Below are 18369 nucleotides of genomic sequence, written 5' to 3'. Positions count from 1 at the left end.
CATCTTCAGTGCAACGGCTTCGCCTGCCAACCCCTGGTTCTGGTTCACGGCATCCGTGCTCGTTGGCGCGCCGCGTTTGCCGCGCGCTCGTCATGCGCGATCCGCGCCGGACAGCGGGCTGTTCCGCGGAAAGAGGGCGCACGGAGGCGGCGCGCGTAGCATGCGAGCCTACGGTGCGGACGGGCGCGGCGGCGGCGCCGCGCGCGAACGGGGCGCCGGGACGGCGTTCGACTTTTTCGGCTGAGCGCGGCCGCTACGGCGTCCTCGCGCACCGCACGCCGAGGCTGTAGTAGGGCGCCGACGGCGCGACGCTGACCCGCTCGGACGTCAGCAGATAGCTCGGCGTGCCGAAGCTGCTCCCGCCGCGGACCACCCGGTTCGAGGTGTCCGTCAGGTTGGCGCAGTCGACGCATTCCGCCGGATAGGTCCCGTACCCATCCAGCGCCCACTCCCGCATGCTCCCGCCGAGATCCGCCTGCGTCCACCGCCCGTCGCCCTTCGGCGAGCGGGACCCGACGTGCGCGATGTCGCTGAAGTCGCTCTGGAATGTGCAGCCCGGCGCCGTGCTCTCCCTGCAATCGTAGGAGGCGTAGCTCGCGTCGATGATCGTCGACGCCGGCGGGTTCGACCACGGATACTGCCGCTGCTCGTCCCCGCCGGCCGCCGCGTAGTTCCACTCGGCTTCTGTCGGGAGCCGGCCCCCGTCCCACGCGCAGAACGCGAAGGCGACAACCCAGCTCACGCAGTTCATCGGCAGGTGCTCCTGGGCGCCCGCCTCCTCCGTCCACGTCCGCATGTCCGCGTTGTCCGGAGTGCACATCACCGCTGCTCGCAGCGCCGCCGCGTCCGGGGGCAGCTCGCTGTTCCAGGCCGGGTTCCACCCGCTCCCCTGGATGCCCGGGTGCGCCCCCGCGTCGGCCGCGGGCTGGCTGCCGGGGTATGCCTCGAAGAACTTCCGGAACCTCCCCACCGTCACCTCGAAGCGATCCAGCCGGAAGTCGCTCACCGTCGCTGGATATGCAGCATCGTTGCCGCGGTCGAATGTTCCCCCGGGCACCACCGCGCTCGCGCAGCAGCTCTCGTTTTCGCCCGGCCCGCACGTCGATGGCAGCCCTTCGCAGCTCGGGGGCGTCGTGCACGCCCCTCCGCTGCACACGGGCGCCTCCGCAGGACACGGCTCCGGGGCGTCCCACTGATCGCGGTCGTTGCACCGCTCTAGCCGGTTGTCCGAGCACCGCGCGTCGCCGCGCGTGCACTCGCCGGCGCCGCCGCCGCCGCCGCTGCCGTTGCCGGCGCCGCTGCCATTGCCGGCGCCGCCGCGGCCCGAGCTTGCGTCGCCTCCGCCGGAGACGGCGTCGCCGCCTGCGCCTTCGAACGGGTGATAGTCCTTGTCCAGCCCCAGTATCGCCGTGCAACCGCTCGCCATGAAGGCCGATGCCGCCCACCACCACCGACGCGTGCGCTTGCTCTTCATATCTCCTCTTGGGCTGCTCTCCCCGCGCTGTCCACCGCGGCGCGCGCCCGCGATCTTACAAGTCGCGCCAATCTGCAATGGATGGGCGGCGCCGCGGCGGGCGCGGGTGCAGGCGAGGCTTCGGGCGCAGCGGCCGGCGGCGCGGGGGCGACCTGGGGCTGGGGCGCGGAGGCGCCGCGCTCGGCGGAGACGGCCGGGAAGCGCTCCGCGGCGGCGGGGTCGTCCCGCTCCAGGTAGCGGCCGAGGTGGAGGAGCTCGACGTGACGACGTAAAACGACGTAAAACGACGTAAAACGACGTAAAACGACGTAAAACGACGTAAGCAGAGAGCCAGTGCGCTGGACGCCGCGTGGGCCCGCGGGAGACCACGCCATTCCACCGCGTGCGCCCGTCCGGCTGGCCTGTGGACGACGAGGCCGTCCCGTCCCCAGGAGCTGCTCTTACGCAGGCGCTGTCGCCGGCGTCAGAAGCGCCCTCGCGCGCCGAACACGGCACCCTCTGGCCCTGCCTCCAGCACGCCCGCGCTGATCCACCTCGGGCTCGCGCTGGCCGCCCGTGCCGCGGTCTTCGGCTCGGTGAGATAAAGGACGAGCGCCGTCCCGGCCCCGGCCAGGCCCACCGCGAACCCGATGGTGCTCACCGTGGCCAGCGTGTTCGCGCTATCCCCTGCGTCGCGCCCTGTCGTGTCGCAGGCCTTCGGGTCCGCGGCCTGGATCCCGCGGCCGCAGTGGTCGTCGATGGTGGCCTTCTTGCCGAGCACGAGCGCGCCGGTGATGCCGCCCAGCGCGAGCCCCGCCGCGCCGAGCCCGCCCGCTAGGTAGAGGGCCGTTCGACGGCCCGCGGGCGCCTCCGGCGCATCCGGCGGGGCCGGCGCAGGAGCCGGCACGATCGCGGGCGTCGGGGACGCCGGATGCGGCGCGGGGGCTCGGGCGGCCGGCGCGTCCTTCAGCGCCAGCGTGAGCTCTTTCGTCTCGCCCGCCGCGATCGTGACGTGTTGTTCCCGGACGGGCTCTCCCGGCGCCTGGATCGACACCCGGTGATCTCCCGGGTCGACCGGCAGCGCGACGCCCAGCGCGGCCTCGCCCAGCACGGAGCCGTCGCGCTGGACCACGGTGCCCGCCGGCGCTCCCGGCGGCAAGGAGAGCGCGAGCCTCGGGATCCGGGGCGAGAGCCGATCGCGCTCCTGCCTCGCGAGCTTCGGCCGCTCGCCCTGGCGGGCCTGCTCGGCCGGCGTCATCCGATCGAAACGCGCCAGGTAGTCCTTGAAGCGCGCGACCGCCGTGGCGATGCGGCCCCACTGGGCCTCGCAGGACGCCAGCGTGAAGAGCGTGCCGGGCTGAGGGTCGATGCGCTCGCTCTCGGCGAGGGCCTTGCAGCCCGTCTCGTAACGGCCTGCCTGCATGTCGGCGAGCCCCCGTTCGAAGAGCGCCTCGGCGGCGGCGATGTCCTGCGCCGCCGCAGGAGCCGAGAGGGAGAGCACGCCGAGGGCGGCGAGGAGAGGGGCGGAGCGGCGGAGACAAGAGGGCATGCGCTGGCACTCGGCAGGTGAGGAGAAAGCGGGAGACGCGGTCACTGGCGCGGTGGGCGGGCGGATTGGAGCACGAAGACGGCGAGGTGGGAAGGCGGGGAAGGGGAGGAAGGGGAGGGGAACGGGGCGCCGTGCCGTGCTCTTCACGACGGCGCTCGAACCACTCGGGGCCAAGAGGAGGTGGAGCTCGGCGCGCAGGGCGCGAGCCGGCGCTGCCGCGGAGGTGCAGCTCAATACCGGCCGTACGGGGAGGTCGATGTAGTTTGCGGCAGCGCGGATGGCTTCTTGTCGCTCGAGGGCGGCCTGGGGCCCGACAGCGATGGCTTGGCGGCGGGGGCCCGCGACGGCGCACCCGGGCGGAGCGTTGTCGACGTGGGTGCCGTGGAGGCTCGCACTGCCGCTGTGGACGGCGCGCGTGGCGCCGTCGTCGAGGCGGGAGGAGGCGGCGCCGCGGCGGACGGTTCCGCTGCCGCGGGAGCCGACGCGGGCGCCGGCACGAGGGTTGGTTCGGGCGTCGACGCGGGCGCCGGTACGAGGGTCGGCTCGGGCGTCGACGCGGGCGCCGGTACGAGGGTCGGCTCGGGCGCTGCCGCCGTCGTGACGTCAGCCGCCGCCGGCTCACCGCCGCGGCTGGCGCGCAGCGCGAGCCAGCCGCCGCCCAGCAGCACGAGGAGCCCGAGCCCCGAAAGCCCCGCGGCGAGGGAGGCGCGGCTCGGTCTCGACGGCCTGGACAGCATCGCGGCGCCGGTCGAGCTCCCCACGAGCGCCGGACCGGACGAGCGCGCGTCGCGCTCCGGGCCCGCGCTCATCGCCGCCGCCGGGGCCGGCTCGGTCATGACGAGGGCGGGGGACACCGCCGCCGCGGCGGGGGCCACCGCCGCCGCCGCGGGGGCCGTTCCGGGCCAGGACGGCGCGGTCGGGAACGCCGCCTGGCCGCCGGCGACGGGGATGCCGAGCACCTCGCCGAGGGCCCGCACCGCGTCCGTGGCCCGCTGGAACCGCGCCGCGGGATCGACCGCCGTGGCCCGGGCGAACCACGCGTCGAAGGCCGGCGGCAGCGTCACGCCCATCGAGCGCGCCCGCTGCACCGGCGGCTCCTGCGGGCCGCCGACGGCGATCATCGCGAACGCGAACACGCCGTCGACGGTGCTCGCCTCGGGATCCCAGTACGAGGCGCCCACGAGCAGCGTATAGGCCATCATGCCGAGCGCGAAGATGTCCGCGGCGCCGGTGAGCCTCGTGCGGCCGTGGAACTGCTCCGGGGGCATGTAGATCGGCGTGCCGAGGCTGCTCGTGGCGCCCGCGGCGGTGGAGCCCTCGGCGACGAGCTTGGCGATGCCGAAGTCGAGGATCTTCACGCGGACCGAGCCGTCCTCGCGCTGCGACAGGAAGATGTTCGCGGGCTTGAGGTCGCGGTGCACGATGCTCGCCGCGTGGGTCCGGTCGAGGGCCAGCGCGGTCTGGTAGAGGTAGGTGACGGCCTCGGCGGGCGGCAGGCGGCCGGCGCGCTCGACCCGCTCGCCGAGCTCCTCGCCGCGCAGGAGCTCCATGACCAGGAACGGCATTCCGGTCGCCTCGTCGACGCCCGCGTCGAAGACGTCGACGATGTGCTCGCTCTCGACCCTGGCCCCGATGCGCGCCTCTCGCTTGAAGCGCTCGCGCATCTCCTCGCTCTGGAAGAGGTGCGCGTGCATGACCTTGAGCGCGCGGCGGCGCTCGGTCTCGAGGTGAATCACCTCGTGCACGGCCCCCATCGCGCCGGCGGCGATGAGGCGCACGACGCGGTAGCGGCGCGCGAAGACCGTCCCCTCCGCAAGGATGACCGACACAAGCCGAGGCTCACGCGCCGGGTGGGCGGCGTCAAGGGGACGGGAGGGCCACTGTCCGCCGGTGACGACCCCGGGAGGCAGCGCGCCGCGTGGGACGCGGGGGGAGGCGGTGCGGTCGCGCCTGCACCCGCGCCGGCTCGGCCCCAGGGGAGCCCGCGGCGGGCGCCGCGGGCGCTCCTCGCACCCCGAGGGGCGCGGCGACGCGAGGGTGGAGGGTTCAAGGATCAAGCTTCAAGGGAAGCGATGCGTTGAGCGAAGTTGATGCCATGTTACCGCGGTGTCCTCGCGCACCGGGCCCCGACGTCGATGGTGCGGACCGACGAGTCGTCGTAGTTGCGGCCGGAAGAGAGCAGGGTCGACGCAACGTCGTTCCAGCCCCCGCCCCGGATCACCCGATACGAGGCCATGGCCATGTTGGCGCAATCTTTGCAGTCGCCTGATGGGTACGTCTCCGCGTACCAGTCCAGAACCCACTCCCGCAGGTTCCCGGCCAGGTCCGCCTGTCCCCACCTCCCATCTCCCGGCGACCTCGACCCGACGGCCTGGATGTCGCTGGGGGCGCACGAGGCGTCAGGCCCGCAGCCATACACCGCGTGATCGGCATCGATCGCCGTCGAGTCTGCCGGTTTCGACCATGGATACACGCGCTGCCCGTCCGCGCCTCCTCCTCCCGCCGCCGCGTAGTTCCACTCCGCCTCCGTCGCCAGACGGCCCCCATCCCACGCGCAGAAAGCGAACGCCACGTACCAGCTCAGGCAGTTCATCGGCAGGCGCTCGTGATCACCCGCTGCATCCGTCCACGTCTGGTATTCTGATTCGCACATCACCGCCGCCTTCAGCGCCGCTGCGTCCACAGGCAGCTTGCTCGCCCAGTCCGCATTCCACCCGCTACCCGCGATCTTCGGGTGCGCACCTGCTCCCGCCGCCGGCTTGCTCCCGGGATACGCCTCCACGAACTTCCGGAATCGACCCACCGTCACCTCGAACCGATCCAGCAAGAACCCGCTCACCGTCGCTGGATACGCTGCGTCGTTGCCCCGGTTGAACGTGCCCCCGGACACCGCCTCCCCCGTCGCGCAGCAGCTCTCGTTGCTGTCAGGGCCGCACGTCTCGGCCAGCCCGACACAGCTCCGTGGCACGCACTTCCCTGCGTCGCATGCGGGCGTCGTCGCACCACACGGGTCCGCGTCCTCCCACGACCCGCGCTCTCCGCACCGCTGCGGGCGATTGTCATCCGAGCAGCGCACGTCCTCCGGACCACACTCCCCAGTGCACTTCCCGTCGACGCACGTCTGACCGACGCACCGCTGTCCGGCCAGCGCACACTCGTCCTCGCCGCCAGCTCCCCCGGCGCTTCCCACCCCGCTGCCAGCTCCCCCGGCGCCTGCCATTCCGCTGCCAGCTCCCCCGGCGCCTCCTCTTCCGCTGCCAGCTCCCCCGGCGCCGGCTTCGGCTCCGGTTCCGCTCCCGCCACTGCCTTCTTTCTGCACGTAATAACCGTCCTCCAGCCCCGCCGCCAGCGCACATCCGCCTGTCGTCACCGCCCACGCCGCCCACAGCCACCTCGCGCCCTTCGGCTTCTCCATGCCCAGTCCTACTGCCGCTCGGCTCCCGCTGTCCACCGACGCGCGTCCTCCCACGCGTTCCCTGCTGCGCCGCCGCACGCTCGACATGCGCCCGCCCGTGCTGGGCAGCAGGCGGTGCCAAGCGTGACAGACACCGCCGAGGCGGCCCGACGCCCCGAGCGCGCCATCCTCTCCGCCCTCACGCATGGCGCTGGCGAGCAGGGCGCGAACATCGCCGCCGCCGTCCTGCCCGCCATCCGCGAGCTCGATGAGGACAGGGCCAGGTTCTACGGCGATCTCGTGCTAAATTCCCTGGACGATACGGCCCGGCGGGCCCTGGAGTCGATGGTGAAGGGCTACGAATACCAGAGCGATTTCGCCAAGAAGCACGTCGCGCAGGGGCGCGACCAGGGCCGCCGAGAAGGGCGCCTCGAAGGAGAGCGTGCCGCGCTCCTGCGGCAGCTCCGCGCTCGCTTCGGCGAGCTGCCGGATGCCGCCGTGGCCCGCATCGAGGCGGCCGAAAGCGCCGCGCTCGAGCAGTGGGCCGAGCGGGTGCTCAGCGCAAACTCCCTCGCTGACGTGCTCGACATGCCGAGCTGAGCTGCCGAGCTCGTCGCGCTTGCGGGCGAAGTCGAGGTGCTGGGCCTCGGAGACGCAGCGGAGGGTGCGGGCGAGCCGCATGAGCACGCATCGCCCGACATCGGCGGGGATCCGTGCTCGAACAAGGGGTCAAGGATCATGTTTCAATGGAAGTGATACATTAATCAATATTTGTGTCTCCGATCCATATCGTCTCCTATTGCAGCCCGCTGCCTCGGTCCATCGCCGTGCGGGATCCGATGCGGGGGACAGTGATGTAAAACTCGCTGCGATCGCCGTGCCGGTCCGCTATGGCGTCCTCGCGCACCGGACCCCGACGCCGTTGCCGTAATCCGATGGGACGCCGTAGCTGCGACCGGACGACAGCAGGGACGGCGCACCGAGGCTGAAGCCGCCGCCGCGGAACGCACGGTACATCGTGGGGGTCGTCGTGGCGCAATCGTCGCACTCTTCTGGGTAGTCTCCGTACCCATCCAGGACCCACTCCCACAGGCTCCCTGCCTGGTCCGCCTGTCCCCACTTTCCATCTCCTGCTGGCGACCTCGATCCGACCGGCAGGATGTCGCTGAACGCACACGATCCCGGAGCAGACTCATCCCCGGTGCAGTCATGCACCGCGTGACTGACATCGATTGCCGTCGAGCCCGCCGGATTCGACCACGGATACTCCCGCTGCTCGTCTCCCCCCGCCGCCGCGTAGTTCCACTCCGCCTCCGTCGGGAGCCGGCCCTTGTCCCACGCGCAGAACGCGAACGCCACGTACCAGCTCAGGCAGTTCATCGGCAGGTGCTCGGTCCCCTCGTCCGTGTCCCGCCACGTCTGGTACTCGTCGTGGCACTTCACGGCCGCCGTCAGCTCCGCCGCAGTCTCGGGCAGGTTGCTCGCCCAGTCCGCGTTCCACCCGCTCCCCTCGATCCGCGGGTGCGCCCCCGCGCCCGGCGTGGGCTTGCTCCCGGGATACGCTCCCACGAACCTGCGGAACCGCCCCACCGTCACCTCGAACCGATCCAACAGGAAGCCGCTCACCGTCGCTGGATAGCTCGTATCGTTGCTCCGGTAGAACCTCCCCGCGGGCACCGCCTCCGCGGTCGAGCAGCAGCTCTCGTCGCCGTTCGGCCCGCACGTCTCGGCCAGTCCGGTGCAGCTCGGGAGCACAACACACGTCCCCTCGACGCACGTTCCCTCGACGCACTCGTCCCCGCCGGGCGTGCACTCCTCGCCGCCACCGGCTCCCCCGCTGCCGCCGGTGCCCGCGACACCTGCCATCCCACCATCAGCTCCCCCGCTGCCGCCGGTGCCCGCGACACCTCCCGTCCCGCCGCCTGTCGCCTCGCCGGCCCCAGCTCCGCCGCTGCCCTCTTCGAGCACGTAATAGCCGTCCTCGAGCCCCGCCAGCTCCGCACACCCGCCCGCAGTGAAAGCCCACGCCGCCCACAGCCATCTCGCGCGCTTCCTCTTCGCCATATCTTCTCCTACAGCCGCTGCATAGCCGCTGTCCACCGCGACCGCGATGCGCGACCGGTCGCGCCCTGCTGCGCGCTCCCCGCGGTCCGCGTAGATGCCCGGGTGAGGCCTGTCACGCTGCTCCGCGCGCTCTGTTGCTCTGTTAAACCCCATTACACCCCATTGCACCCATCGCGTCGGACCGCCGCTCGCGACCACGACGAGGTGCTCATCGAGATCAAGATGGCCGGCGACCACGTCGGCATCGGGGAGATCAAGCGTGCGACGCTGCGCAGGTTGGCGCGCGCGATCGAACGCATCGAGGAGCGCGAGCCACCCTGGATGGGTGAGGAGCCGCTCTGGGTCGTCGCTCCCCACCTGCCGTCGTGGCTGCACTCCGTCCGCACGCTGGGGCGGTTCGCCCCTGGCTGTTACCGCGTCGGGCCCTCGCCGTTTCAGTTCCTCTGGATCGCGGCCAACGAGCTGCCGCTGCGCGACGAGCTGGTGCCGTTCCTGGTCGCTCGCTCAGGAAGGGCCCTCGACGAGCTCGCCCGGTGGGTGGCATCGCGGCGGGATGTGGAATGGGGGATCTCTATGCTAGAATACTTGCCGATGCCACAGTACACCCGCGAGGACTTGCTGCGGCGGTTCGCTCGCTCCGACGACCCGGAGATCGATCCCGCCGGCGTCCAGGGGCGCGGCCGCGTCGCGGAGCCCACACACGCCGGATGCAGACCCATCCCTGGCGCAGTCATGCGCTGCACGCTGGCCATCGGTCTTCCTTCTGGCGCTGGCCGACTGAAGTGTCACGCACTGCGATCGTCAGACCGGCTGGCTACAGTGTCCTCGCGCACCGGACCCCGACGTGAGAGCGGTACCACGGGGTGCCGTCGTAGCGGCGGTAAGAGAGCAGGCCCGACGCGTCGTAGAACCAGCCCCCGCCCCGGATCGCACGGAGAGAGGGGTTCGTCAACTTAGCACAATCATTGCATTCGGACGGGTGGTCTACGTACGAGTCCAGAACCCACTCCCAGATGTTCCCGGCCAGGTCCGCCTGCCCCCACCTCCCATCGCCCTTCGGCGATCGCGACCCGACGGCCTGGATATCGTTGACCCCACAGTCGTCGGATGCATCCCCATTCCCCATGCAGCCATACACGGCATAACTGTCATCGATCGTGGTCGAGCTCGCCGGATTCGACCAAGGATATTCGCGCTGCTCGTCTCCACCGGCCGCCGCGTAGTTCCACTCGGTTTCTGTCGGCAACCGGCCCCCGTCCCACGCGCAGAACGCGAACGCCTCATACCAGGTCAGGCAGGTCATCGGCAGGTGCTCCCGGTCACCGGCCTCGACCGTCCACGTCCTATAGCCTGAGCTGCATATCACCGCATCCTTGAGCGCCTCTGCGTCCATGGGCAGCTCGTACGTCCAGTTCTCATTCCACCCGCTCCCCGCGATCAGCGGGTGCGCCCCCGCTCCCGGCGCGGGCTTGCTCTCTGGATACGCCTTCACGAACTGCCGGAACCGCCCTACCGTCACCTCGAACCGATCCAGCACGAACCCGCTCACCGTCGCTGGATACGCTGGATCGTTGTCCCGGTCGAACGTGCCGCCGGGTATCACCTCCCTGCGCGCGCAGCAGCTTTCGTCGCCGCTCGGCCCGCATGTCTCGGCCAGTCCGTCACAGCTCGGCTGCATCATGCAAGTCCCTTCACGGCACACGGGCGCTGCCGCAGGGCACGGCTCCGCGTCCTCCCACGCGCCGCGCGCATCGCACCGCTGCGGGCGGTTCCCCGAGCAGCGTACGTCCTCCGGGCTGCACTCCCCAGTGCACTTCCCCTCGACGCAGGTCTGCCCGACGCACTCTCTCCCGCCGGGCGTGCACTCCTCCCCACCTCCAGTTCCCCCGCTCCCGCCGGTGCCCGCAACATCGCCGGTCCCGCCGCCTGCCTCCCCTCCGGCAGCGGCATGCCCTCCGCCGCCTGCTTCGCCTCCGGTGCCCGTCTCCGCTCCGGTCCCGCCCCCGCCATGGCTGCCTGCCACGACGTCGTTCTCCGGCCGTGCCAGCGTCGCACACCCGCCCGCCGCGAGAGCCCACGCCGCCCACAGCCACGTCGCGCGCTTCCTCTTCGCCATGTGTTCACCTACCGCCGTCGCTCCGCGGCCGTCCACCGCGGCGCATGAGCGGGAACGTGCTCTGCCGCGCGAGCCAGGCGTGTGCTCTCCGCGCGGTCCCCGGGCCCGGTAGGGGCGACGCCCGGCGCGCAGCCTCGTGGCCGGCTCGACGGCGCCCCCGCACAGCGCCACGCCCCGAACACCCTCTCCCAGGGCCGGGCAGCCCGGCATCACCCCCTCACACTGCCAAAAAATCCCTCGCGATCTCGTCGTCGAACTCCGCCACGCTCCCCCGCCGCACGATCCCGCCGTTATCCATGATGAAGTACTCGCTCGCCGTCGAGAGCGCGAAATCCAGGAACTGCTCGACGAGCAATATCGCCATATCCCCCTTCTGGCCGAGCCCCTTGATCACCTCCCCGATCTCCTGCATGATCGACGGCTGGATCCCCTCCGTCGGCTCGTCGAGCAAGAGCAGCTTCGGCTTCCTCAGCAGCACGCGCGCGAGCGAGAGCTGCTGTTGCTGCCCGCCGCTCAGCGTCCCTGCCGCCCGCGCGTGAAACTTCTTCAGGATGGGGAACATCTCCATCATCTCGTCCAGCGCCGCCGGGCTCGGCGTCGGGTCGCTCTTCGCCTCGAAGCCCATGAGCAGGTTCTCTCGCACCGTCAGGTACGGGAAGATGCCTCGCCCCTGCGGCACATAACCTATCCCCGCGCGCGCCCTGTCGCTCGGCGACCTCGCCGTGAGGTCCGCCCCGTCGAGCGTCACCTTGCCGCGCCGCGGCTTCAGCACGCCCATGATCGCCTTGAGCAGCGTCGTCTTGCCGACCCCGTTGCGGCCCAGCAGGCACGACACCCGCCCTGGCGCCACGTCCAGGCTGACCTGCGACAGGATGCAGCTCTCCTCGTAATAGACCGCGAGATCCTCGACAACCAGCATGCTGCTACCGCTCCTCCGCCTGAGCCTCGGCCGCCGCCTTGGCCCCGCCCCGCGCGCGCCCAGCGTCGTGCGCCCGCCCGAGGTAGACCTCGATCACCTGCGCGTTGCCCTGGACCTCCTCGACGGGCCCCTCGCACAGCCGCCTGCCGGCGTGCAGCACCGTCACCGTGCTCGCGTAGCGCCGCACGAACTCCATGTCGTGCTCCACCACCAGCACCGACCGCTGCTTCGCGATCTCCTGGACGAGCTCCCCCGTGCGGTCGCGCTCGCGCCGGGTCATCCCCGCCACCGGCTCGTCGAGCAGCAGCAGCTTCGGCTGCTGCACGAGCAGCATGCCGATCTCCAGCCATTGCCGCTCCCCGTGCGCGAGCACCGCGGCCCGCACGTCCGCGCGCCGCCGGAGCCCGACGCGATCGAGCGTCTCGGAGATCTCCCTCTCCTGCGGCGCCGACAGCCCGCGGAGCAGCCCCGGCGCGCTCTCCCGGAAGCCCATCGCCGCCTCCAGGTTCTCGAGCACCGTGAGGCTCCCGAACACCGCCGGCGTCTGGAACTTCCGCCCGATCCCGAGCCGCACGAGGGCGTGCTCCGGCAGGCGATTCACCTCCACGGCCTCCTGTCCGGACTCCCCACCTCCGTGGAACACAACACGTCCGCTCGACGGCTTCGTCTTGCCGGTCAGGATGTCGAGCAGCGTCGTCTTCCCCGCGCCGTTCGGCCCGATCAAAAACCGGAGCTCCCCGCGCTGGATGGAAAAGTCGAGCTCGTCCAGCACCTTGAAGCCGTCGAAGCTCACCGTCACCCGCTGGACCTCGACGATGTTGCCGCGGCTCATCGCGCTGCTCCTCTCCTCGTCTCCGCGTTCGTTCCCGTGCGCGCTTCCGTGCTTGCTTCCGCTCATCTCCGCGCCTCCCCCTCAGCGGCCGGTCGTCGCCGGCGCCTCTGGGCCCGCCGCCGGGTCGACCTCATCCCCGCCCGCCGGCCCCGCCGCGCCGCCCGTGTTGCGGCGCGAGAGCTTCGCGGCGTGCCGCTGCAGGAAGCCCGAGACGCCCTTCGGGAGCAGCATGACCGACGCCGCGAAGAGCGCGCCGAAGCCGAGCTGCCACACCTCGGGGTACGACTCGCTCAGCGCGCTCTTGCCCAGGCTGACCAGGATCGCCCCGACGACCGCGCCGATCAGCGTGCCGCGCCCGCCGACAGCCACCCAGGTCACCATCTCGACCGACGGGATCACGCCCATCGAGGAGGGCGAGATGAGGCCGACCTGGCAGACGAACAGCGCGCCCGCGATGCCCGCCATGCCCGCCGACAGCGCGAACACAAGCGTCTTCAGCGTGACCGGGTTGTAGCCGAGGAAGCGCACCCGGTTCTCGTCGTCCCGCATCGCCACGAGCAGGCGCCCGAAGCGTGACTGGGTGAGCTTCCGGCACAGGAGATAGAGCGACCCGAGGCAGAAGAGCGTCACGAAATAGAGCACCGTCTGCGTCCCGGTCGCCCCCCGCGCGAAGCCGAAGATCGTCTTCAGGTTCGTGATCCCGTTCGTGCCGCCCGTCACCGCCTGCTGGCCGATGAAGAGGATCGACGCGATCAGCGTGAGGCCCTGGGTGATCAGCGAGAAATAGACCCCCTGGACGCGGCTCCGGAAGACGAGATAACCCACCGCGGACGCGACCGCCATCGGCAGGAGGACGACGGCGCAGAGGGCCACGACCGGCGAGCGGAACGGCTCCCAGAAGAGCGGCAGCGCCTCGAGGCCGCTCCAGCTCATGAAATCGGGCAGGCGCGAGCCGGACGTCTCCAGCTTCAGGTACATCGCCATCGCGTAGCCGCCGAGGCCGAAGAAGAGCCCCTGCCCGAGGCTCAGCATCCCGCCGTAGCCCCAGATGAGATCGAGCCCCAGGGCGACGATGGCGTACGTGAGGAACTTGCCGAGCAGGTTCAGGCGGAAATCGGAGAGCACGAGCGGCGCGACGAGGAGCGGCAGCGCGACGGCGAGCGGCGCTCCCCAGGTCCAGACGAAGGTGCGAAGGGCAGAGTCTCGAGGGGCCATGTCCGTGTCCTCTCCTATCGTGTGCGCAGGGCGAGCAGGCCTGTCGGACGCCACTGCAAGAAGGCGATCACCAGCGCGAACACGAGCGCCTTGCCGAGCGACGCCGTCGTCGAGAGCTCGAGCAGCGTGTTCGCGACGCCGATCACGAGCGCGGCCACCACCGTGCCAGGCAGCCGCCCGAGGCCCCCGAGGATGACCACCATGAAGGCGTCGACGATGTAGTTCGTCCCGAGCGACGGCCCGATCGAGCCGAGCTGCGTCAGCGCGCACCCCGCGATCCCGGCGAGCCCGGCGCCGAGCGCGAACGTGGCGGCGTCGACCCGGCGCGCGCGGACGCCGAGGCACGAGGCCATCTCGCGGTTCTGCATGACGGCCCGCAGCCGCCTGCCGCCCGCGGAGCGGTGCAGGTACGTGTAGACCGCGACGATGCACGCGATCACGAGCGCGATGAGGAAGACCCGCTTGTAAGGCAGCTGCACGCCGCCCGACAGCGCCACGCCGCCGCTCAGCCACGAGGGGCTCGAGACCTGCACGTTGGACGCGCCGAACAGGCTCCGCGCGGCCTGCTGCAGCACGAGCCCGACCCCCCACGTGGCGAGCAGCGTGTCGAGCGGCCTGCCGTAGAGGAAGCGGACCATCGTGAGCTCGAGCACGAGCCCGAGCACGCCGGCCACGAGGAACGAGGCCGGCAGCGCGAGCAGGAACCAGAGCCCGGCCTCGGTCCCCCCGACGAGCGGCGCGACGTGGTGCCCGATGACGTACGTCGTGTAGGCCCCCGCCATGATGAACTCGCCGTGGGCCATGTTGATCACGTTCATGAGCCCGAAGGAGAACGCGAGGCCCATCGAGATGAGCAGGAGGATCGAGCCCAGGCTCAGGCCGTTGAAGGCGTGGAGGAGAACTTCGTTCATTCTAGAGCACCCAACCGATCGAGACGCCGCGCACAGTGAGGTTCGGGCCGCGGAGGCGCGGAGGGCATCCCGACGAGGCCCCGCGCCCGCCGCGGCTCCGTGATCCGGGCTTCGCGCTCGCGCCGCTCTACTTGGCGGCCAGCTCCTTCGCCCAGGGGTACGCGCTCAGGTACGGATCCGGCTGGACCGGCTTGCCCGAGCTCCACACCTCGTCGATGAGGCCGTCCTTCCGGACCGCGCCGATGCGGACCGTCTTCCAGGTGTGCTGGTTCTTGCCGTCGAGCCGGACCAGGCCCTCGGGCGCGTTGTACTCGATGCCTCCCGCCTTCACGGCCTCCTTCACCTTGGCGACCTCGGTCGACTTCGCCTTCTCGACGGCCATCTTCCACAGGTAGACCCCGAAGTAGCCCGCCTCGATGGGGTCGTCCGTGACGCGCGCGGCGCCGTACTTGGCCTTGTACGCGTCGACGAACTTCTTGTTCTCGGGGGTGTCCGTGGTCTGGTAGTAGTTCCACGAGACGAGGTGTCCGGCGATGTTGTCGGCGCCGATGCCGCGCACCTCCTCCTCGGCGACGCTCACCGAGAGGACCGGCAGCTTGTCGGCGGTGTAGCCGGCGTCCTTGAACTGCTTGAAGAACGCCACGTTGCTGTCGCCGTTCAGCGTGTTGAAGATCGCGTCGGGCTTTGCCGCGCTGATCTTCGTGATGATCGTGCTGACCTCCGTCCCGCCGAGCGGCAGGTACTCCTCGCCGGCGAGCTCACCGCCCTTCGCCGCGAGCTGAGCCTTGATGATCTTGTTGGCCGTGCGCGGAAAGACGTAGTCGGAGCCGAGCAGGTAAATGCGCTTCTTGCCCTTCTCGAGCAGGTAGTCGACCGCGGGGACGATCTGCTGGCTCGGCTCGGCGCCGGTGTAGAAGATGTTGGGCGACTGCTCCAGCCCCTCGTACTGGACCGGGTAGAAGAGCAGGCCGTTCAGCTCCTCGAACGAGGGCAGCATCGCCTTGCGGCTGGCGCTGGTCCAGCCGCCGAACACGACCGCCACGGCGTCCTGCTGCACGAGCTTCCTGGCCTTCTCGTTGAACGTGGGCCAGTCGCTGGCGCCGTCCTCGACCACGGGCACGAGCTGCTTGCCGAGCACGCCGCCGGCCTTGTTGATCTCCTCGATGGCGAGCAGCGTCGCGTCCTTCACGGCCACCTCGCTGATCGACATGGTGCCGCTCAGCGAGTGGAGCACGCCGACCTTGATGGAGCCGCTGTCCGAGGCGGGCGCCACGGGCGTCGTCCCGGGCGCCGGAGCCTCGTCGTTCGCCTTGCCGCAGGCAGAGAGCACGGCCGCGCCGGCGAGCGCCGCCATCGCGACGCAGAGCGCCCGACGCCGAGAGGTGCCCGCAGCCGGCCGATCCTCAACGTCCAACCCAGACGTGTACATATTCAACGCATCCTCCTTGGGTGCCGAGGGCGCGTCCAATGCCCTGCATCGACGCGGCGCGGCGATTCGACTGCACAAGAGCCGTTGGGAGTTCGGGAGCCGGCCAGTGGAGACTCCCGGCTGGACACACCCGATGGACGCCCTGCACAGCAGAACGCGGTCCCCGGACAAGGGCCAGCCACACGACGTCGTGGTGAAAGGCCTTATGCCGAGTGCCATGTTTCGTCGAGGTTTCGTCGACGTGAAATGTCGCCCGGCCGGCAGGCGCCGTGCGTTTTCCGCAGGCCGTTTGGATTTCTGACCACAAAGCGCGTCGAGCGGATCCATCGTTGTTCTCGTTTCGCTCGAGTTTTCGCCCCGGTTGCGGCTCCGGTGTGATGCACCGCACGCGACGGCGAGGGCGACGCGCGGGGCCGCTGGGCGCGCACGCGCGGCCTCGCCCGGGGTCTTCACGCCCGATGTCGCTTGAGCCGACACGGTGTGGGGCGCTCTGGCCGCTGCGCGCACGAGCGCTGCGAGCTCCGGCGCTCTTGCGAGCTGTGGCGAACAGTTACGACCAGGTGCGCTCTCCAGTGCAGTAAAAAACTTGTATCAAGAGCGGCAAATGGCGAGTACACTGATAGATGCTGTCTGCGCCCTGTGCTCGGTCGAGACGGAGGGCAGGCGGGGTGGAGCGTATGAGAAGCACGAATCACTTGCCGGGCGAGACGGATGGTCGATCCACGAGCGGCGGAGCGGCGCCGGACGGCGTCGCAGCCGGGCCGCGGGACGAGAACTCGGTGGTGATCTCCCTGAGCGCGCTGCTCGCGGTGGAGAAGGACGCCTCCGCCAGGAGCGGCGCGCGGGCCGATCACGGCGCGAGGGGCTCCGGGATGGCGGATAGCCACGGGGCCGCCGCAGGCGACGGAGAGCGCAGCAGCTACCTGGAGATCTTTCCGTTCGGCGTGCCTTCCGAGCTGCCGGCGTTCAGGCCGCCGGATCTCACGCCCGTGCCCTCCGAGGTCCCGATCGACCTGCGCCCGCCGCGCGCGCGGCGGGCGGCGGGCGTGCGGTACGGAATCGCGGGCGCCCTCGGGGCGGCGGTCATCGCCAGCGCGGTGTGGCTCGGCGCCCCGCGCGAGACGCTCCAGGCGGCCGCGCAGCCCGGCGTGCGGCACGCGGCGAGCGCGGCGCTGGCGCAGCTGCCGAAGGTGGAGGCAAAGGCCGCGGCCGCGCCCGCCGAGGCGCCTCCGGCCAAGAAGAAGGGCGACAAGACGCGCGAGCGCGGGGCGAAGGCCCCACCCGCCGCCCCCGCTGCCGGGGGCAAGGCGTCGGCGAAGCGCGCCACGCAGAGCAGTGGACCGGCTGCCGCCGCGCCGCCGGCGAGCCCGGGCGGCGCGCGTGCAGCGGGCGACCCCTGCAAAGGCGACCTCGACTGCGCCATGCGGCGCGCCGCGGGCGGCTCGTAACACCGCCCGCGCAGGCAAAAGGGCCGAGAGCTCGCCGCCGCCTCCATCGAGATCTCGATCGTTCGGAGCGCGACAGGCCACCAGCGAGCTCTGGTGGGCGCCTCCTGTCTCACAGTTGCCGCTGAGGTCGCCCGCATGCCCAGCGCGTTCCCCTGGAGCAAGTTATTCACGCGGAGCCGCTTGATCTCCCGCACCGGCCCTGTGCTAGGGTCTGCTCCTGTTGCAGAAAACTGCTGACAACCGATCTGTCCCGGTGGATTGCGCGCACATTGTGCAGAGACATGCGTGCTCCTCGCGCGGCCGCTCGGGGCGCAGCGGCGCAGCTGTAGGCACGAAGCAGATACCATCACGTAAAATTCTGGTGTAGGAACAGCGCCCGGCGCCGACGGTGGCGTTGAAGTGCACAGGAAGCGTGGCCCGGCGACGTCGCTCGACGTGTAGTGCCGAGTTACGAGCCGCGCGGCGCGACCCTACTCGTCTGGAGGTGGATTCATGAAAGCTCTTGGTTTCGCAGCGATCCTGATCAGCGTGGGTATGATGGCGGCCTGTACGGTCACGAGCGGTAATGGCGACACGAGCGGCGACGGCGGCGCGGGCGGCTCGGGCTCGACCACCGCCACGTCGTCGGCCACCACGGGCGAGGGCGGATCAGGCGGGACGGGCGAGGGCGGCGCGGGCACGGGCGGGGGCGAGGTGTGCGCCGACGCCGGGTCCGAAGACGAGTGCTTGGACTGCTGTGATGAGACGTACGCGGACGAGCTGGAGGCCCTCGCGATTCACGGGTTCCAGCAGTGTGGTTGCGCGGCTGACGCCGCGTGCGCCAGCGTGTGCGATACCACCGATGCCACGAGCGACGTCTGCAACGATGACGGCACCATCAACCTGGACGCGAACAACGCCGACTGCCTGTCGTGCCTGAATGACCTCCTCGAGGCCGCGGAGGATGCCTGCATCGAGGCCCTCGCGGCCGCCTGCGAAGACGATGCGGCGTGCAGCCCGTACCTCGAGTGCCAGAACACCTGCCCGTGATGGCTCTCAG

General features: G+C 70.9%; 15 protein-coding genes. 4 read left to right on the top strand and 11 right to left on the bottom strand.

Features of this window, described 5'->3' with window-relative positions:
* Positions 1 to 253: 253 nt before the first annotated feature.
* Positions 254 to 1474, bottom strand: coding sequence for a formylglycine-generating enzyme family protein (locus WMF22_RS30495; RefSeq protein ID WP_438032072.1), 1221 nt, complete (start codon positions 1472 to 1474; stop codon positions 254 to 256).
* Positions 1475 to 1551: 77 nt separating this feature from the next.
* Here WMF22_RS30495 and WMF22_RS30490 point away from each other — a divergent pair, with 77 nt between their 5' ends.
* The gene (locus tag WMF22_RS30490; RefSeq protein WP_438032071.1) at positions 1552 to 1746 is read left to right on the top strand and encodes a hypothetical protein; all 195 of its coding nucleotides are present in this window, start codon (positions 1552 to 1554) and stop codon (positions 1744 to 1746) included.
* 191 nt (positions 1747 to 1937) lie between these two features.
* Here WMF22_RS30490 and WMF22_RS30485 read toward each other — a convergent pair whose 3' ends face one another.
* The 3 genes from WMF22_RS30485 to WMF22_RS30475 form a co-directional block, all read right to left on the bottom strand.
* Positions 1938 to 3002 carry a hypothetical protein gene (locus WMF22_RS30485; RefSeq protein WP_438032070.1) on the bottom strand — a complete coding sequence of 355 codons (1065 nt, stop codon included), beginning with the start codon at positions 3000 to 3002 and terminating at the stop codon, positions 1938 to 1940.
* Between the two features lie 230 nt (positions 3003 to 3232).
* The gene (locus tag WMF22_RS30480) at positions 3233 to 4831 is read right to left on the bottom strand and encodes a protein kinase domain-containing protein (RefSeq protein WP_437293530.1); all 1599 of its coding nucleotides are present in this window, start codon (positions 4829 to 4831) and stop codon (positions 3233 to 3235) included.
* A gap of 269 nt (positions 4832 to 5100) precedes the next feature.
* Complete coding sequence (locus WMF22_RS30475; protein WP_438032069.1) at positions 5101 to 6417, bottom strand: formylglycine-generating enzyme family protein; 1317 nt, start codon at positions 6415 to 6417, stop codon at positions 5101 to 5103.
* A gap of 123 nt (positions 6418 to 6540) precedes the next feature.
* Between WMF22_RS30475 and WMF22_RS30470 the strand changes: the two genes are divergently transcribed.
* Positions 6541 to 6996, top strand: coding sequence for a DUF4351 domain-containing protein (locus tag WMF22_RS30470; RefSeq protein WP_438032068.1), 456 nt, complete (start codon positions 6541 to 6543; stop codon positions 6994 to 6996).
* Positions 6997 to 7284: 288 nt separating this feature from the next.
* Here WMF22_RS30470 and WMF22_RS30465 read toward each other — a convergent pair whose 3' ends face one another.
* From WMF22_RS30465 to urtA, 7 genes are all read right to left on the bottom strand, one after another.
* Positions 7285 to 8460, bottom strand: a complete 1176-nt coding sequence (locus tag WMF22_RS30465; RefSeq protein WP_438032067.1) for a formylglycine-generating enzyme family protein — start codon at positions 8458 to 8460, stop codon at positions 7285 to 7287.
* A gap of 814 nt (positions 8461 to 9274) precedes the next feature.
* A complete protein-coding gene (locus WMF22_RS30460; RefSeq protein ID WP_438032066.1) occupies positions 9275 to 10576 on the bottom strand; it encodes a formylglycine-generating enzyme family protein in 1302 nt (433 codons plus the stop codon).
* A 217-nt stretch (positions 10577 to 10793) separates the two neighbouring features.
* Positions 10794 to 11495, bottom strand: coding sequence for an urea ABC transporter ATP-binding subunit UrtE (gene urtE, locus WMF22_RS30455; RefSeq protein WP_438032065.1), 702 nt, complete (start codon positions 11493 to 11495; stop codon positions 10794 to 10796).
* 4 nt (positions 11496 to 11499) lie between these two features.
* Positions 11500 to 12327 carry an urea ABC transporter ATP-binding protein UrtD gene (gene urtD / locus WMF22_RS30450; RefSeq protein ID WP_438032064.1) on the bottom strand — a complete coding sequence of 276 codons (828 nt, stop codon included), beginning with the start codon at positions 12325 to 12327 and terminating at the stop codon, positions 11500 to 11502.
* An 81-nt stretch (positions 12328 to 12408) separates the two neighbouring features.
* Positions 12409 to 13542 carry an urea ABC transporter permease subunit UrtC gene (gene urtC / locus WMF22_RS30445; RefSeq protein WP_438032063.1) on the bottom strand — a complete coding sequence of 378 codons (1134 nt, stop codon included), beginning with the start codon at positions 13540 to 13542 and terminating at the stop codon, positions 12409 to 12411.
* A gap of 14 nt (positions 13543 to 13556) precedes the next feature.
* Complete coding sequence (urtB, locus tag WMF22_RS30440; RefSeq protein ID WP_438032062.1) at positions 13557 to 14453, bottom strand: urea ABC transporter permease subunit UrtB; 897 nt, start codon at positions 14451 to 14453, stop codon at positions 13557 to 13559.
* A gap of 127 nt (positions 14454 to 14580) precedes the next feature.
* Complete coding sequence (urtA, locus tag WMF22_RS30435; protein ID WP_438032061.1) at positions 14581 to 15882, bottom strand: urea ABC transporter substrate-binding protein; 1302 nt, start codon at positions 15880 to 15882, stop codon at positions 14581 to 14583.
* A gap of 677 nt (positions 15883 to 16559) precedes the next feature.
* Between urtA and WMF22_RS30430 the strand changes: the two genes are divergently transcribed.
* Both WMF22_RS30430 and WMF22_RS30425 read left to right on the top strand, forming a co-directional pair.
* Positions 16560 to 17330 carry a hypothetical protein gene (locus tag WMF22_RS30430; protein WP_438032060.1) on the top strand — a complete coding sequence of 257 codons (771 nt, stop codon included), beginning with the start codon at positions 16560 to 16562 and terminating at the stop codon, positions 17328 to 17330.
* A gap of 492 nt (positions 17331 to 17822) precedes the next feature.
* Positions 17823 to 18359 (top strand): hypothetical protein, encoded by a 537-nt coding sequence (locus WMF22_RS30425; protein WP_438032059.1) that lies wholly within the window; start codon positions 17823 to 17825, stop codon positions 18357 to 18359.
* The last annotated feature ends 10 nt before the right edge of the window (positions 18360 to 18369 follow it).

This window comes from Sorangium sp. So ce204 (genome assembly GCF_051526795.1).
Taxonomy (GTDB): Bacteria; Myxococcota_A; Polyangia; order Polyangiales; family Polyangiaceae; genus Sorangium; species Sorangium cellulosum_B.
Note: the sequence above shows the minus strand (reverse complement) of the source record. Positions and strands in the feature narration are given on the sequence as shown.

Bases quoted from the DNA above. Each gene is read 5' to 3' on its own strand.
- WMF22_RS30495 (WP_438032072.1), bottom strand. From the start codon at position 1,474: ATGAAGAGCAAGCGCACGCGTCGGTGGTGGTGGGCGGCATCGGCCTTC.
- WMF22_RS30490 (WP_438032071.1), top strand. From the start codon at position 1,552: ATGGATGGGCGGCGCCGCGGCGGGCGCGGGTGCAGGCGAGGCTTCGGG.
- WMF22_RS30485 (WP_438032070.1), bottom strand. From the start codon at position 3,002: ATGCCCTCTTGTCTCCGCCGCTCCGCCCCTCTCCTCGCCGCCCTCGGC.
- WMF22_RS30475 (WP_438032069.1), bottom strand. From the start codon at position 6,417: ATGGAGAAGCCGAAGGGCGCGAGGTGGCTGTGGGCGGCGTGGGCGGTG.
- WMF22_RS30465 (WP_438032067.1), bottom strand. From the start codon at position 8,460: ATGGCGAAGAGGAAGCGCGCGAGATGGCTGTGGGCGGCGTGGGCTTTC.
- WMF22_RS30460 (WP_438032066.1), bottom strand. From the start codon at position 10,576: ATGGCGAAGAGGAAGCGCGCGACGTGGCTGTGGGCGGCGTGGGCTCTC.
- urtE (WP_438032065.1), bottom strand. From the start codon at position 11,495: ATGCTGGTTGTCGAGGATCTCGCGGTCTATTACGAGGAGAGCTGCATC.
- urtD (WP_438032064.1), bottom strand. From the start codon at position 12,327: ATGAGCCGCGGCAACATCGTCGAGGTCCAGCGGGTGACGGTGAGCTTC.
- urtC (WP_438032063.1), bottom strand. From the start codon at position 13,542: ATGGCCCCTCGAGACTCTGCCCTTCGCACCTTCGTCTGGACCTGGGGA.
- urtB (WP_438032062.1), bottom strand. From the start codon at position 14,453: ATGAACGAAGTTCTCCTCCACGCCTTCAACGGCCTGAGCCTGGGCTCG.
- urtA (WP_438032061.1), bottom strand. From the start codon at position 15,882: ATGTACACGTCTGGGTTGGACGTTGAGGATCGGCCGGCTGCGGGCACC.
- WMF22_RS30430 (WP_438032060.1), top strand. From the start codon at position 16,560: ATGAGAAGCACGAATCACTTGCCGGGCGAGACGGATGGTCGATCCACG.
- WMF22_RS30425 (WP_438032059.1), top strand. From the start codon at position 17,823: ATGAAAGCTCTTGGTTTCGCAGCGATCCTGATCAGCGTGGGTATGATG.